We start from the raw sequence: 15,526 nt of genomic DNA, 5'->3' as shown, positions 1-15,526 counted from the left end.
CGGTCCAGTGTCTCCCGTCCTTCTCTGTCTACTTAGGACTTTCCTTGGTGGTGACTGTGTCGTCCGTGGCCAGGAGAAGCACGGACGGCACGCGCGCGCCACGGCTCAGCCGCAGCAGGCCGTAGCCGATCCCGGCCAGGCCGGTCAGGAGCCCCGGCACGACGATGCCGTCCGGGGTCCCGCAGCGCGGGCCGACTCGTTCCAGGACGCCAAGCAGTGCCGCGGTGCGCCTGTCCCGCACGGCCGCGGCTTGTTCGTGCCACGCCGACATGGCCGTGAGCGCGTCCAGCACGCCCAGTTCACCATGGCACAGCGACATGTCGTCGGCCAGCGGCCGGCCGGCGACCGCCCGGACGAACCGGTCGGCCAGCTCGGGACTTCCGCCGGAGGCCAGTACCGTGCCGGCAATGCCGTGACACCAACCGAAATCAGCGTCAGTCGACCATTCGCGCACAGCCGTGCCGCCGGGTGCCGCACCATGAAACCGCCGTAGCGCCCAGTCGATGCCGTTGCGGCCGTACAGAAATCCGGTCTGGTCGGGCTTGGCCGCCAGCGCCAACCGGCCCGCCAGCACGGCCGCCCAGTCGGCAGCCGCTGGTGAACCGGTTTGGTCGTGCACCGCGAGCAGCGCGGCCAAACCGCCGGCCAGCCCGTCCGCCACACCGGTCGCCGAGTCCGTGGCCGACCTTCCGACCAGCGGCACAGCCACAGCGAGCCAGTCGCGCAGCGCTTTGTCCGGCAACAGATCGGCCAACCGGGCCAGTGCGTAGGCGATTCCGCCGAGACCGGCGAACGCACCGCAGCCGGCAACCGTCGCCTGCTCCTCGTCGGCTGCGAGCGCGTCAAGCAACCGGGGGAGCGGGGCGATCGCGCGGCCGGCAAGGTCGGTGTATCGCGCCACTCCGGTCAGCGCGCCGAGCTGGCCGAGGAACAACGCCACCCCGGTGTACCCGTCGGCCAGCCCCGCACCCATGGCGCGCACCGCCCAGTGGTCCGGACCGACCGGCTCCATCCCGAGCCAGTTCACCCGGTGGTCGTCGAACACGGCGTCGACGACGATCTCGTCCGCGATCCGGCACGCGGCGGTGAGCAACCGGTCAGGATCCGGCACCACCGCGGTCGGCGTGCCGGCCAGTGCGGCGGCGGGCGCGTGCCAACGGGTCGGTGCGCGGGTCGCCATGGCCGCGCGGATCACCCACTCCTGGCGTTGCCGGTCCAGTTCACCAAGACCAGCCAGCTTCGCCGCCACCCGATCCAGCCCGCGACTGTCGAGCGCGTCGGCGATCCGCTCACCACGTCCGCTGCGCAGATCCGTGGAACCAGGCGTGGTCACGAAAATCGGCACGTCTCCCAGCCACAGATCGGTTGCTTCGTGCGCGGCGGCCGTGCGGGCGACTTCGTTCCGCGCGGCCGACCACAGCAAGTCGAACACGGCGTCCCTGTCCAGGCCGTCCTGGAGTACGTCCGGGTGGGTCGACTCGACGAGCAGAGCCGCGTACTCCTGCGTCGACCGGAGCAACACCCGGATCTCGTCGTCGGCGCAACGCGTTACCCAGGCGAGCAGTTCGTCGCGTCCATGGATGATCGCGTCGTACGCGGCATGGAATCCGGCCAGCAACGCGCCGACGTAATGCCGCGGTTCGACGTCGGCCCCGTCCACGGACGCGCGGTTGGCGCCGCCAGACAGGCCGGCCTGGGTGCGGACCAGCCGCATCCGGTCGGTGCCGGGGGCGGACCAGGACACCACGTCGTTCGGCAGTGGCGCGTCCCGGTCCGCGCCGAGACCGGACACGTCGACCGCGCCATGCTCGCCGGCCAGCAACGTCGGCAGCAACGCGGTGCCGGCCACCGACGTGGCGAGCACTTTCGTGGCCGGATCCGCCCCGGTGACCGCGGAAACCGGCAGCACGGGCTGGAACAGGGCTTCGATGTCGACGATGACCGGCTGGTCGGCGTCGGCGATCACGTTCTCGAAATGCACGTCGGTACCGTCCAGCGCGTACACCAGCGCCAGCAGTGCGCCGTGCCGGTGGTAGAACTGTTCCACCGCGGCGGTGTCGGCGCAGGGCCGGTGCGTGACGTATTCCTGCCAGCCGTAGCAGTCGCGCGGCAACGACCGGATCAGCCGCAACCCGAGGCCGAGCACCCGGACGTTGAGCCAGCCCACCAGATCCTGGAAATGTTCGTGCAGGGCCAGGGATCGCGGTTTGTACATCACGTTGCCCGCGGTGAACCGCAACACGGCCACGGCCCGTCCGGCACGATGGGTGTCACCGGCGCCGTGCTCGATCGCGATCAGCCGGCCCGGATCGACCCGGTCGAGCACAGCGCGCACGATGTCCGCGCGGTCCGTGGCGAACCGCCGCAGCACCTCCTGGTACGCCTCAACTGTGTGCAGGACGGCCTGCGCCAGCAGCCTTGCCAGAACGGGATACGTGCCGCAGAGCGAGCGTAGGCCGTCGGCGGTGGCCACCCCGGCGAGGAAGTCGTCGAACCGGTCGGTGTCGGTGTGCCCGGTCAGCCGGCCGGCTCGCCGGGCCAGGTCGAGTTCCAGCACCAGAGTGCGGGCGGCGAGCTCGGCCAGCCGTTTGCCCAACGCGTCCGCGAACCGCGCGCACACCGCGTCCAGATCGACACAGACGTCCGCGACGCAGGCCTGGTCCGCCCAGCGCCGCAAGCTGTCGACGGCCACGTCCACGAAGGGTTGCAACGCTGGGGCGAACAACGCCGCGCCGCGCCTGGCCCGCTGCGCGGGTGGAACGCGGTGGACCGGCCGGCGGGTCTCCGGGGCCAGCGCGATCACCCGTTCCACCAGTTCGGCCCATCGCGGCCGGGCCCGTCGCGCCGCGAGCGCTTGCGGCGACTCGGCCAGCAGCGCGAGCAACCCGGCCCGATCCACCCCAGCCCCGTCGGACCACTGCGCCAACCGGGCGAGCGCTTCCGGGCCGGCGTCGGCGGTCCGGGGCCCGGCCGGCGACCGCTCCGCCAGGTTCAGCCCCGCCGCCCACCAGAACGGCGCCGGCATCCGGTCGGACAACTGGGGAACCAACGGCGTCGCGCACACGCCCGCAAGCGTGCGTCACACACGACCGCGCTGGCATGGGTGGACAGCACCCAAAGTTTCGTCATGCGCCCCAGCTGTCGACGTAAGTGATCTCCTCGACCGGCGTGCGCGGCCCCGGCTTGAAGTCAGGCACGGTGGCGTAGCCGATCGGCAGCAGCCCCACCTGCGTCACATCGTCCGGGATGCCGAGAATCCGGGCAGCCTCCGCCTCGCGTTCGAGGTGGTAGCTGGTCAACGTGGAGCCGAGGCCCCGCGACCGCAACGCGAGCTGGAAGTTCCAGACCGCCGGGAAGATCCCGCCGTAGTACACCGACTGCGCCGCGTTCCCCACCGGCGGCCGCCCCTGCAGACATGGAATGACGAACACCGGAACCCGTTCGATCACGTCGATCAGATACTGCCCGGACGCCATCGCACGAGCATTCGCACCATGCTTGGCCGCCTCACCCAACCCAGCCGCCTTCGCCCGCATGTAAGCGTTGCCGACCTCGCGGAACAACGCCCCCAGCTGGTTCTTGACGGCCTGGTCACGGACCACGAGCCAGCGCCACTGCTGAGTGTTGCCGGGAGTGGGCGCCTGGATCGCCAGCCGCAGGCACTCGGTGATCACGTCGAGCTCCACCGGACGGTCGAGATCGAGCTTGCGCCGGACAGCGCGGGTGGTGCTCAGCAGATGGTCCGTGGTCGTGGTGTCCATAACGCGAGCTTAACCACGGATCACCGAGAGTGTCCGAAGAGGACGTTCAACTGTAGTGAACGAAAATCTGAAGATCACCGACCTGGGTCCCCGTTATTCTTCGCGCGTGAGAACACGCCGTTGGGCATCTCGTGCACTGGTCGTCGCTGCCATGGTCGCGTCGGCTGTGGTCGCGCCGGCCACCGCGCACGCGTCGGCGCCGTACCCGCCTCCAGGCGGTTTGTACACAGCATTGCCGACGCCGTCGCGGATCCTGGACACGCGGACCGCCACCGGCGGGCACCGCGGGCAGGTCAGGCCGGACGAAGTGATCACGGTGGCCGTGCCCGGACTGCCGGCCGACGCGACCGGCGCGGTGATCAACCTGACGGGGACAGGCGGGACAGCGCCGACATTCCTGAGCGTGTTCCCGGACACCTTCGCTCAGACGTCGACCCTGAACCTGGCGACCGGGCAGACGGCCGCGGTGTCGGCGTTCGTCGCGCTGGGCGCGAACCGGACCATCAAGATCCTCAACTCCCAGGGCTCGGTGGACGTCGTCGCCGACCTGACCGGGTACTTCGCCACCGGGTCGGGATCGGGTTTCATCGCGGCGGCGGGACAGCGGCTGTTCGACTCCCGATGGTCCGGTCCCGACAGCCATCCGTTGGGGCCGGGTGAGGTGGTGACGATCCCGGTGCGCGACCGATGGGAGACTCCGCCGGGCGTCACGGCTGTTGTGGTCAACGTGACCGGCGTGACGCCGACCGCCGCCACGTACCTGGCCGCGACACCTGACGGCGCGGCGGGTACCTCGACGTTGAATCTGGACCCCGGTGCGATCCGGGCGAACCTCGCCGTGGTCGGCATCGGCGCCGACGGCGCGATCCGCGTCCGCAATTCCCAGGGCAGCACCCATGTGGTGGTGGACGTGCAGGGCTGGTTCAGCCCCAGGAGCAACAGCCGGTACGCGGCCACGAGCCCTCGCCGGGTCCTGGACACCCGTAACTTCGACAGCCCTCTCCCCGGCGGTGTCAGCACGTCCAAGCTGTACTGGCCCAACGTGCTGCCAGCGGTTCCGCAGACGATAGACGCGACGGTCTTCAACCTCACCGGCGTGCTGCCGACCGCGAACACCTACCTGGCGGTGGATTCCGGACGGACCACGTCGAACGTCAACCTGGCGGCCGGCTCGATCGTGCCCAATGTCGTGGTCAGCCCCAAGCAGGACCACCTCTGGCTGTACAACGCGGTCGGTACCACCGACGCGCTGGTCGACCTGACCGGCTACTTCTACACTCCGAAACTCCCGTCCGCCACCAAGACCTACTTCGCCAAGCTCGTTCTCGGCGAGAAGGCCGCGCTCGTCCAGTGGTACCGGCCGGACGACGACGGGGACGCGCCCGTGACCAGCTACACGATCACGGCACAGCCGGGCGGCGCCAGTGTGACCGTCGACGCGAGCCGGTACGAGGTGGTGCTTCCCGGGCTGTCGGACTACGTCAAGTACACGATCCTGGTGACCGCGAACAACATTTATGGCTCGTCGCCCCCATCCGTGGCAGGCGTGGTGATGCCGGTACCGGTGACCCGCGTCGACGTCGACGCGCACGGCGTCCCGGGTTCGGCGCGGTCCCTGCTGGTCGCGATATCCGGCGACGGGCGGTACGCGCTCATCACGACGGCCAGCAACAACACGCTGGTGCCCGAGCCGTCCCGAACAAGTGAGCCCGCTGGCTCGCGACTGCTGCGCAAGGACCTGACGACCGGGGAAGTCATCGTCGTCGACGGGATGGACTCGGGCACGGCCTTCCGGCGGTGGCCGGCGGCGATCAGCCAGGACGGCTCGGTCGTCGCGTACGCGCACAGGGATCCTTCCGGCCCGCAGACACTGTCGGTGCGAGACCTGACGTCCGGGACCTCGCAAGTCGTCGCGACAACAGGGGTGAACCGTGTCCAGTTGTCGCCGGACGGGCGCTGGACAAGTTGGGGCAGCACCGACTCGAACGCACGGGGGACCATCTACCGCGCGGACTGGCGTGCGGGTCAGGTCACGCAGGTCGCGGGTTGCGACAGCTCGTGCGATATCCGGCCAGGCTTCGCCGTGTCCGACGACGCGACGAAATACGTGTTCGAGTACCCGTATACCGTGGCCAGGCGGTCGCAGTTGAATCTCCTGGACACCGTCAGCGGCCAGATCCGCTCGGTGGCGGCCAGCCTGGGCCACTTCGGGTTCGCGATCAGCGGCGACGGACAGTCGATCGTCTATTCGCCCGACGGCGACGTCAACCCGTCTCCCGCACCCTTGACCAGGATCGCCACCACGCCGGGGGCGAACCCGGTGCCGGTGCGGCCCACCAAGGACGACTACGTGCACATCCAGGACCTGTCGGTCAGCCGGGACGGGAACACGTCGGCGGGCTGTTACGTCGGCTTGGAGGACTATTCGCACAACGTGCCCGATCTCACCGAGGTCTACGACCAGCAGTCCCAGCGTGAACTCGTCCTGCCCGTACCCGTGTGTTCGTACGGATCGCCCGACACCAAACCCGCTTTGAGCGAGGACGGGTCCACAGTGGCCTTCGACACCATGGACAAAGGGCTGTACGCGGTGTCCGTCGCCCGGTGGCGTGACCAGTAGGTGACCTGGGGTGACAGTCCAGGTTGTCGATGGTGGACAAGGTCGACTTTGGATACGCTCGGCCTACATTTTCGGGGGACGTCAATTATGGGTGGTTTGTCTTAGATGCGAAGATTTGTCCTGGGGACCTGCGCGGCCTTGGTGGGCTCGCTCGTCCTGGTGGCCGGTCCGGCTCAGGCCGCGCCTGCCGCGCCAGCAGCGTCGACGTTCACGCCGGTCACCCCGGTTCGGGTGCTGGACACGCGGAACGGCACCGGGGCGCCGGCCGCGCCGGTGCACGCGGACAGCGCGATCACGCTCGATCTGTCGGCCAAGGTGCCGGCGGACGCGACCGCTGTGATCCTGAACGTCACCGGCATCGGGGTCACCGAGAACACCTACGTCACGGCGTACCCGCATGGCACGACGAGGCCGTTGGCGTCGAACCTCAACCTGGCCCCGTTCGACATCCGGCCCAACCTGGTCACCGTCATGGTCGGCCCGGACCGCAAGGTCGACCTGTACAACAAGGCCGGGAACACGGACCTCGTCGCGGATCTGTCCGGCTACTACTCGACCGGTTCCGGCACCCGGTACACGCCGTGTAACCCGGATCGCGTGCTAGACACCCGCTACGGCAACCCGCCGGTCAAGGTCGGGCCGGGCGGGACGGTCTCCCTGGACCTGAGCAGGTACGTGCCGGCGTCGGCGACCGCGGTCACGTTCAACCTGACCGCCACCGACGTGACCGAGTTGACGTTCGTCACCGCCTGGCCGCACGGCGCGCCCCGCCCGCTGGCGTCGAACCTGAACCCGTGGGCCAACGACATAGTGGCCAACCTGGTGACCGTGCCGTTGGGCGCCGAGCGGACGGTCGACCTGTACAACGACCGGGGCTCGGTGGACCTGATCGCCGACCTGGCCGGCTTCTACTCGCCGGACTACGGCGCGTTGTTCGTGCCACACGCGCCGTTGCGCGTCCTGGACACCCGGGACGCGACCGGAACCGCCCCTGGGCGCCCGCGCGGGCCGATCACCGCGACCCAGAACATCGGGGTCTTCCCGGGGACCGTCGTGCCGGACGAGGCGGTCGCCGCGGTGATCAACTTCACCGGCACCAACTCGCCGCTGGCCACCTTCGTGACCGCGTGGCAGAACGACCGGGACACTCCGGGGTCGTCGACCCTCAACCTCCGGGCCAACCAGACGCTGCCGAACCTCGGGGTGGTGGCACTGCGGTACCAGCACCCGGGCAGCCGCTTCTCCCTGTACAACAGCCAGGGCCAGGTGGACGTGATCGGCGATCTCGCCGGCTACTTCGTGGTGCCGCCCACCCCGTGTGCGAGCGGGTGTGCGTACGGCTGGGGCGACAACTTCGGTGCCCTGGGCATCGGCACCACGACCGCGTACACCAAGACCCGCACCCTGCTCTCCGGCCTGACCGGCGTGACCGCGGTGTCCGGCCGGTACGCGTTGCGCAATGACGGCACGGTGTGGGCCTGGGGGCAGAACGCCTACGACGGTGAACTCGGAAACGGTTGGATCGGCGGGGAAACCTCGTTCCCAGTCCCGGTGCTGGACCTCACCGGCGTGACCGCGATCGCGGACGGCAGGTTCAACGGGTTCGCGCTGCGCTCGGACGGGACAGTCTGGGCCTGGGGAGCCAACTTCACCAGCCAGCTCGGCACCCCCGCTGGAGCCAATGTCGCCGTCCGTCCGGTGCACGTCCCGAAGCTCGACGGCGTCCGTGCCATCGCGGCGAGCGGCGACGAAGTGAACGGCGTCACCGCGTACGCGTTGCGCACCGACGGCACGGTCTGGGCGTGGGGATCCAACAAGCGGGGCAAACTGGGCAACGGTTCCACCGTCGACAACTCGGAAGTCCCGGTCCAGGTGTCCGGGCTGACGTCGGTCCGCGCGCTCGCGGCCGACGCGGCGACGTACGCCGTTCGTGCGGACGGCACCGTCTGGGCGTGGGGGGCGAACAACCTCGGCCAGTTGGGCAACGGCACGACCGGCGGGCAGTCCGGGGTTCCGGTCCAGGTGTCCGGGTTGACCGGCGTCACCACGGTCGGCGCCGACTACCAGCACGGCTTCGCGGTCCGGAGCGACGGCACGGCGTGGGCGTGGGGCAACAACGACCAGGGAAGCCTCGGCAACGGCGTCGACTGTGACGCCGGCACCACCTCCAACTGTGTGGTCAACACCCCGGTTCAGGTGAGCAACCTGACCGGAGTCAAGGCCATCGACGGTTTCGGTATGGGTGGGTACGCGCTACGTAACGACGGCACGGTCTGGGCGTGGGGATACGACCAGACCGGAAACCTCGGCGATCCCAACGCGCCCAACAAGACCGCGGTGCCCGTGCGGGTGCCCGGTCTGGCCGGGGTCAGCGCGATCGACGGGCAACGAGGCGGGCACGCGGTAGTCCCGACTCCGTAGTGGACAGTGGGCGTGGCACGGCTGTGGCACAGCCGTGTCACGCCCTTGGGGTTATGGGCGAGCAGCGGGGTGTGTTCAGGGACGTCCTGGCGGAGACGGCCGAGGACGCCGGTCCGGTCCGGCCGGCCGGACCTGGGTTCCTCGCCGCCGGCAACCAGGCGATCGGCCGGATGCTGGGGTTGATCGGCGAGGTCGGGCAGGGCCTGCTGGGATCCGAGTTGCGCGGTTCGGTCGGCGCGGGCGGCGTGAACCTGCCGGGTGACGTGATGGTCGTGGCGCGCCTGCTGGGGATGCCCGACGACCTCAACGCGGCGATCCTGCGGTTCCAGAAGGACGTCATGGGGTGGCCGACTCCCGACGGCCGGGTCGATCCGGGCGGCCGAACGTTCACCGCGCTGCAACACCACCAGGCCGCCGCGCCTGCTCCGGCCGCCGCGCCCGTCGCGGACCATCCAGCCACAGGCGTCGAGCTGTGGCCGTCGATCCTGCCGACCGCCAAACGAGGCGCTACGACCGAGCTGACCAGCGAGCAGAAGACCCTGGTCGATCAGCTCAAGGCGAACCGGGACGCGCTGCCCGAGTACGCCATCAAGAAAGCCGGCACCAGCGGCATGGTCCTCGGCGACAGCGGCGCCGGCGAGAAGCTCACGCCGACCGAGCTGAAAGGCGACGCCACCGACCCGGCGACCCGGGCCAAGAAGGTCGCGTACAAGGAACTCGGTCACGAGGGCACGGTCGACGCGATCAACACGTACGACGACCAGATCCTCACGTGGGGCAAGGGGTTCAGCGCCCTGTCCGGGTCGATGAACGAAGTCCTGATGATCATGTTCCAGGCCGATCCGGAGGCCCGGCACGAACTGCTGCGCGCCGGCATCGACTGTGACGCCAAGAGTTGGCGCGTGGTGAACACCGAAACGGGCCTGATCGAGACCGGCGTCAGCGCGTTGCGTCTCATGCAGTTCGACACGAAACTCCTTGGTGTCTTCGTGACCCTCGGCCGCGCTCCGCAACACCAGCAACACGCGCTCGACGCACAGTGGGCCGCGATGGAGAAACACGCGGCCCACGTACCTGAATACGCTTATCAGTGGCCGGATTCGGCGATCGCGCTGTGCGCGCATTTGGCGCACTGGGCGCCCGCGTTCGGCTGGGGCACGCACCCCGACCGCTACAAGGGCACAAGTGGTGATCTGGTGCAGATCGCCGGGGTGTTCACCCGGCTGGCTTCGGTCAATCACAAGTGGGCGACGAAACTCCAGAACGGCGCGGTTGTCGGCCCGTTCGACATCATGCACCCCGGCCACCGCCTCTACGCCTTCGCCGACGGCGCGGGCGCGACGGCGGTCGAGAGCGCGGCGGAGATCATCACGGGCACCCGCGCGGAGATCGGCGACGACGACCAGTACGCCGGCCACGTGCTGTTCCCGGTGTGGGGAAAGAAGAACACCTTCTACGACATCGGTTCGGCGGGTTCGTGAACCGCCAGCTTTACACACCATAGGGCAGTTCTCGGTCGACTTTCTTGCCAGACGAACCACCTTCGGACAACCTCGATGGGTAGGCCGGAGGGGGAGATGGCGAGTGGCGCGACCGGAACGACCGTTGGATCCGACAACGGACGACCTGCAGAAGTTCGCCAGTGAGCTCAGGGAACTGCGGCAGAAGGCGGGCAGTCCGGGCTATCGGCAGTTGGCGAAGTCGGCGCACTATTCGGTGGCGACGTTGGCGGACGCGGCCGGCGGTCGCAAGCTGCCGAGCCTGGCTGTGACGTTGGCGTACGTCCGGGCCTGCGGTGGCGACGACCGGCAGTGGGAGGCCAAGTGGCGGTCGCTGGCCGTGGAACAGCCTCCCGCGCGGTCCGCGCCACCAGAAGAAGCGCCATACGTGGGGTTGGCGTCGTTCCAGCGGGAGGACGCCAACCGGTTCTTCGGCCGGGAGCGGTTGGTGGCCGAGGTGGTGGGCCGGATCCAGGACCGGCGCTTCGTGGCCGTGTTCGGCCCGTCGGGCAGCGGCAAGTCCTCGCTGCTGCGGGCCGGGGTCGTCCCGGCCATGGCCAACTGGCCCGTGGTGCTGTTCACTCCCGGGGCGCATCCGTTGGCGGAGTTGGCCGCCCAGGTGTCCGGAACGGACCTGCTGATCGTCGTCGACCAGTTCGAAGAGGTCTTCACCCACTGCGCGGACGCCGAGGAACGAGCCCAGTTCATCGCCGCGCTGGTGGTGGCCGGGCGGGACGGCGGCAGTCGCACCCGAGTGGTGTTGGGGATCCGGGCCGACTTCTACGGCCACTGCACCGAACACCCCGAGTTGGTCGAGGCGCTGCGGGACGGGCAGGCCATGGTCGGGCCGATGGACGCGGACGAGTTGCAGGCGGCCGTCACCCTGCCGGCGGTGGGTGCCGGGCTGCGGGTCGAAACCGCGTTGGTGTCCCGGATCGTCAGCGAGATGATCGGCCGGCCCGGCGCGCTCCCGCTGATGTCGCACGCGCTGGTAGAAACCTGGCGTCGTCGGCGCGGCACAACGTTGACCCTCGCCGGCTATCAGGCCGCGGGTGGGGTGGAGGGCGCGCTGACGCAGACCGCCGAACGCGTCTACACCGGCCTGGACGGCGAGCAGCAGCGGATGGCACGCGAGATCTTCGTGCGGCTCACTGCCCTGGGCGACGGCACCGAGGACACCCGGCGACGCGTCCAGCGCACCGAGCTCGACGGCGCCGACCCGGCCACCCAGTTCGTGCTGGACGCCATGGCACAGGCCAGGTTGATCACGTTGGCCGAGGACTCCGTCCAGATCGCCCACGAAGCCCTCATCCGGTGCTGGCCCCGGCTGCACGACTGGCTCACCGAGGACCGCGACACCCTGCACGTCCACCGCCAGCTCACGGACGCCGCCCGGCTGTGGGAATCCCTGGACCGCGACCCCGGCGCCCTCTACCGCGGCACTCGACTCGCCACCGCGCGGATGCGGTGTCGGCAGGCCGTGCTCACCCCCAACGAACAAAGGTTCCTCGACGCCAGCATCGCCGCCCGTGACCACGAACTGCGCGCTGGCCGACGTCGTGTCCGGCGGCTTCGGACGCTGGTCGCTTGCCTGGCCGTCGTGGTGTGCGTGGCTGTCACCAGCGCTGTGACGGCTGTCAGCCAAGGCCAAGCCGCGCAGGATCAGCGCCAGATAGCGATTTCACGCCAGTTGGCGACCAAGGCGACGACGATGGCGATGGCGCAGCCCGTGGAGGCCGCGCTGGTCGCCGTCGAAGCGTTCCGCCAGGCGCCCACCGTCGAAGCCCGCAGTATCCTGCTCAGCTTGCAGACCGCCCTGGGCAACAACGATTCCCCACGAATCGTGGTTCCGTTCAAGGACGCGGTGTTCAGCCCCGACGGGCGCGTTTTCGCCACGGTGGACGCCAATCGCGGGATGACGCTGTGGGAGGCGTCGTCCGGCCGCGAGATCGTGGTCATCCGCGACGACGTGTACCTCTGGAGGTTCAGCGCGGACGGACGTGTCCTGGTCACGGCCGCCGTTGGCGACAGTGGGCGGGTCACAGTACGGGACACGGCAACTGGAAGCGTCATCAACTCCTTCACCATCGGCGAACCGGTGGTGTGGGCGACGCTGAGCGCGGACGGCCGTACCCTGGCCGTCAATTCTCAGCCGGTGGGAAAGGTGGCGCTGTGGGATGTGTTCGCCGGCCACCAGATCGCCGAGTTCACCGACCCCTCCGACACCTTCGGTGAGATGGCCTTCGGACCGGACGGACGAACGCTCGCGATGACCAGTGTCGGCAGGTCCGGTGTCGGCTGCTGTCAGGTGACGTTGCGGGACGTGGGCACGGGCCGTGAGATCCCCACTTTCACCGTGCCCACGAGTTTCATCGCGGACATGGTGTTCAGCCCGGACGGGCGGACGCTGTTGACCAGCGGCCAACAATCCCTGTACCCAACCTCGCCTGTGGAGTTCTGGAACGTCCACACCGGACGCGAGATCGCCACCGCGAACGCCGGCCACATCGCGAGCGGCGCGTTCAGCCCGGACGGCCGCACAGTGGCCACCGTGTACCAGGACAGGCCCCAACGAGCCGCGGGACTGGTTCGACTGTGGAACGCGGACAACGGCCAGGAAGTCGCCACCATCACCGGCTACTCAGGACGGGTGATCGCCGTCGCGTTCGCCCAGGACGGCACCCTCGCCGCCGCCTTCGACAACGGCCTCATCCAACGGCTGGACCTCAACGTGGACAACGTGACGGCGAGCTTGTGCGACCGGATCCACGTCACCAAGGACCTGTGGGACCGGTATCTGCCGGACCTGCCCTTCCAGCCGACCTGTCACTGAGGACCTACGGGTGGGTGTGGTCGGCGGGCGGTGCGTCCGGGTGGTCCAGGAGCCAGGCGACTCGCTCGCGGCTTTCGTCGTCGGCCGGGGTGTACACGGTCATCCGCAGGTCGGCGAGGTCGAACCCGGTCACGGTCAGGCCGAAGTCGCCGGCGGACGCGTGCCGGTACACCTTCACCCGGCTGGTCGGCGCCCGCACGTCCTGGGCCGCCCACATGTCCCGGAACTCCTTGCTGGCCAAGGACAACCGGCCGATCAGGTCGGTCCAGTCCGGATCACCCGTCCGCCGGCCGTACCCGGCACGGAACGTCGACACCATGTCCCGCAGTTCAAGCTCGCGGTCCTGGGCGAACGGGGTGCAACACGGCGGAATCATGAACGACTGCCACAGAATGTTCCGTTCCGCCAACGGCGCCGAGAGGGTACGTGCCCACAACACGGCGTACGGGGCGTTCCAGGCGAGGACGTCGTAGCGGGCGTTGAGCACGCACGCCGGGAGTGCCAGGTTGTCGAGGATCTCCTGCACCTCGGGCACGTCCTGGGCCGGTTCGGGCAGCGACGGGACCTCGGCGAGGCGGTACAGATGGGCGCGTTCGGCGTGGTCGAGCCGGAGAGTGCGGGCGACGGCGTCCAGGATCTGCACGCTCGCGTTGATCGGCCGGCCCTGCTCAAGCCACGTGTACCAGGTCAGGCCGACACCGGACAGCAGCGCGACCTCCTCGCGGCGCAGGCCGGGCGTGCGGCGGCCGGCGCCGGCCGGGAGGCCCAGGTCGGCCGGGGTCAGCCGGGCCCGGCGGGTGCGCAGGAACGCGGCGAGCTCCTGGCGGCGGACGGACGGCATACCACCAGTCTGCCGGTCGCGGGCCGGTCGTGCCGGGTGCTGTCAGTACCGGTGTCAAGGGGCTCTCTGTCCCGGCGAGTTCGATGGGTCAGGCTCGGGGCATGCGAATCGAAGGTGCTGTCGCGCTGGTCACGGGCGCGAACCGAGGTCTCGGCAAGGCGTTCGCCACCATGTTGGCCGAACGAGGCGCACGCGTGTACGCCACCAGCCGCGCCACCGGGCTCGACATCACGAACCCCGCCGATGTGGCGCGCGCGGCCGAGACGTACCAGGACGTGACCCTGCTGATCAACAACGCCGGGATCGCGAGCCTGACCCCGATGTTGTCCGCGCCGACCATGGATGTGGCCCGGCTGGAGATGGAGACGAACTACTTCGGCCCGTTGGCCATGTGCCGGGCGTTCGCGCCGATCCTGGCCGCGAACGGCGGCGGCGCGCTGGTGAACGTGCTGTCCATCATCTCGTTCTTCAGCGCCCCCGGCCTCGGGTCGGCCAGCGCCACCAAGGCGGCCGCGTGGTCGATGACCAACTCGGTCCGGATGGAACTGGCCGACCAGGGCACGCTCGTGGTGGGCGTGCACTCCGGCTTCATCGACACCGGCCTGGCCGAGGGCTTCGACGTGCCCAAGCACCGGCCCGAGTACGTCGCCGGGCTGGTGCTGGACGCGGTGGCGGCGGGCCACGAGGAGGTACTGGCCGACGAACGCACCCGCCAGCTGCGCCCGCCGGTGGTCACTCCCGATGGCGCACGATATTGATCACGTTGCCGTCCGGTGCCCGCACCAAGAACCGACGCACCCCCCACTCCTCGGTCGCGATCGGCTGCACGATCTCCAGACCGAGTCGCTGGGCTTCCTCGTACGCGCCGTCCACGTCGTCGGTGTGCACGGAGATGACCGGCGATTCGGGCGCGGTCGCGTCCTGCGTGACGAGCTGGACGTTGGCCCCGGTGTCAGGCGACGTGTAGCGCGCCACCCACCCCATGTTGAACTCCTCGGTGCTCAACCCGAGATAGTCGGTGTAGAAGCCCTTGGCCGCATCGACGTCGGCCACCCGAAGGTTGGCCGTGACCCGGGTGACACGCATGCGGTTCTCCTGCCGTCGATCAGTTGACATTGGACAGTGTGCTGTTCCGGTTCGGGATGAGCAGCAGGGCGACACCACCAAGGACGCACACCGCGTCGGTGATCACCCCCCAGTACTCGGGCTGGCTGTTGAACTGGTCATGTTGCCCGAGGAAACCGATTGTCGCAGCGAGAACGTACGAGCCGAGGGTCAACACCCCGAACCCGATCGCGCCCAACGGCGGCAACCAGTGCCGCCACAGCAGCACCGCGATCGCGAGCACCACCCCACCGATCGCGTTCAGCAGGAACAACGCGCTGACAATGCCCGAATACCCCTGTGTCCACAGGAAGTAGTGCACCCCGGCCGACCCCAGCAGCGCGGCCGCGACAACGATCCGCAACACCCATCCGATCATGGCGATCCTCCATCCCGGAACTGTCCGCCTCATTGTCGACCTGTCGGGGCGTTCGAACCAGATCATGT

At 69.3% G+C, this 15,526-nt stretch carries 10 protein-coding genes; 5 read left to right on the top strand and 5 right to left on the bottom strand.

Going from position 1 to position 15,526, the window contains the following annotated elements:
* Window positions 1–28: 28 nt before the first annotated feature.
* On the bottom strand, window positions 29–3,064 hold the full coding sequence (locus tag EV192_RS10705) for a type 2 lanthipeptide synthetase LanM family protein (protein ID WP_132113924.1): 3,036 nt from the start codon (window positions 3,062–3,064) through the stop codon (window positions 29–31).
* Between the two features lie 61 nt (window positions 3,065–3,125).
* Entirely contained in the window at window positions 3,126–3,761 is a 636-nt protein-coding gene (locus EV192_RS10700; protein WP_132113922.1) for a nitroreductase family protein, read from the bottom strand.
* A gap of 106 nt (window positions 3,762–3,867) precedes the next feature.
* Between EV192_RS10700 and EV192_RS10695 the strand changes: the two genes are divergently transcribed.
* The 4 genes from EV192_RS10695 (at window position 3,868) to EV192_RS10680 (ending at window position 13,134) form a co-directional block, all read left to right on the top strand.
* Complete coding sequence (locus EV192_RS10695; RefSeq protein WP_132113920.1) at window positions 3,868–6,381, top strand: fibronectin type III domain-containing protein; 2,514 nt, start codon at window positions 3,868–3,870, stop codon at window positions 6,379–6,381.
* A gap of 105 nt (window positions 6,382–6,486) precedes the next feature.
* Window positions 6,487–8,802 (top strand): RCC1 domain-containing protein, encoded by a 2,316-nt coding sequence (locus tag EV192_RS10690; RefSeq protein WP_132113918.1) that lies wholly within the window; start codon window positions 6,487–6,489, stop codon window positions 8,800–8,802.
* A gap of 71 nt (window positions 8,803–8,873) precedes the next feature.
* Entirely contained in the window at window positions 8,874–10,283 is a 1,410-nt protein-coding gene (locus tag EV192_RS10685; RefSeq protein ID WP_132113915.1) for a hypothetical protein, read from the top strand.
* A 103-nt stretch (window positions 10,284–10,386) separates the two neighbouring features.
* Window positions 10,387–13,134 carry an nSTAND1 domain-containing NTPase gene (locus EV192_RS10680; RefSeq protein WP_132113913.1) on the top strand — a complete coding sequence of 916 codons (2,748 nt, stop codon included), beginning with the start codon at window positions 10,387–10,389 and terminating at the stop codon, window positions 13,132–13,134.
* Between the two features lie 4 nt (window positions 13,135–13,138).
* Here EV192_RS10680 and EV192_RS10675 read toward each other — a convergent pair whose 3' ends face one another.
* Window positions 13,139–13,975, bottom strand: coding sequence for a helix-turn-helix transcriptional regulator (locus EV192_RS10675; protein ID WP_132113911.1), 837 nt, complete (start codon window positions 13,973–13,975; stop codon window positions 13,139–13,141).
* A gap of 101 nt (window positions 13,976–14,076) precedes the next feature.
* On the opposite strand from EV192_RS10675, the gene EV192_RS10670 reads away from it, so the two are divergent.
* Window positions 14,077–14,733 (top strand): SDR family oxidoreductase, encoded by a 657-nt coding sequence (locus EV192_RS10670; RefSeq protein WP_132113909.1) that lies wholly within the window; start codon window positions 14,077–14,079, stop codon window positions 14,731–14,733.
* Here the strand turns inward: EV192_RS10670 and EV192_RS10665 are convergent.
* Window positions 14,708–15,061 (bottom strand): VOC family protein, encoded by a 354-nt coding sequence (locus tag EV192_RS10665; RefSeq protein ID WP_132113907.1) that lies wholly within the window; start codon window positions 15,059–15,061, stop codon window positions 14,708–14,710. The two genes, EV192_RS10670 and EV192_RS10665, sit on opposite strands and share 26 nt — an antisense overlap.
* 19 nt (window positions 15,062–15,080) lie before the next feature.
* Window positions 15,081–15,458 (bottom strand): hypothetical protein, encoded by a 378-nt coding sequence (locus EV192_RS10660; protein WP_132113905.1) that lies wholly within the window; start codon window positions 15,456–15,458, stop codon window positions 15,081–15,083.
* Between the last annotated feature and the right edge of the window lie 68 nt (window positions 15,459–15,526).

The organism is Actinocrispum wychmicini (assembly GCF_004345645.1).
GTDB classification, from domain to species: Bacteria; Actinomycetota; Actinomycetes; order Mycobacteriales; family Pseudonocardiaceae; genus Kibdelosporangium; species Kibdelosporangium wychmicini.
The sequence above is the reverse complement of the archived record's forward strand: the minus strand, read 5'-3'. Positions and strand labels throughout refer to the sequence as shown.

What these genes read in the sequence shown, in the direction of transcription:
- EV192_RS10700 (WP_132113922.1), bottom strand. Translation starts at nt 3,761, where the DNA reads ATGGACACCACGACCACGGACCATCTGCTGAGCACCACCCGCGCTGTC.
- EV192_RS10670 (WP_132113909.1), top strand. Translation starts at nt 14,077, where the DNA reads ATGCGAATCGAAGGTGCTGTCGCGCTGGTCACGGGCGCGAACCGAGGT.
- EV192_RS10665 (WP_132113907.1), bottom strand. Translation starts at nt 15,061, where the DNA reads ATGCGTGTCACCCGGGTCACGGCCAACCTTCGGGTGGCCGACGTCGAT.
- EV192_RS10675 (WP_132113911.1), bottom strand. Translation starts at nt 13,975, where the DNA reads ATGCCGTCCGTCCGCCGCCAGGAGCTCGCCGCGTTCCTGCGCACCCGC.
- EV192_RS10660 (WP_132113905.1), bottom strand. Translation starts at nt 15,458, where the DNA reads ATGATCGGATGGGTGTTGCGGATCGTTGTCGCGGCCGCGCTGCTGGGG.
- EV192_RS10690 (WP_132113918.1), top strand. Translation starts at nt 6,487, where the DNA reads ATGCGAAGATTTGTCCTGGGGACCTGCGCGGCCTTGGTGGGCTCGCTC.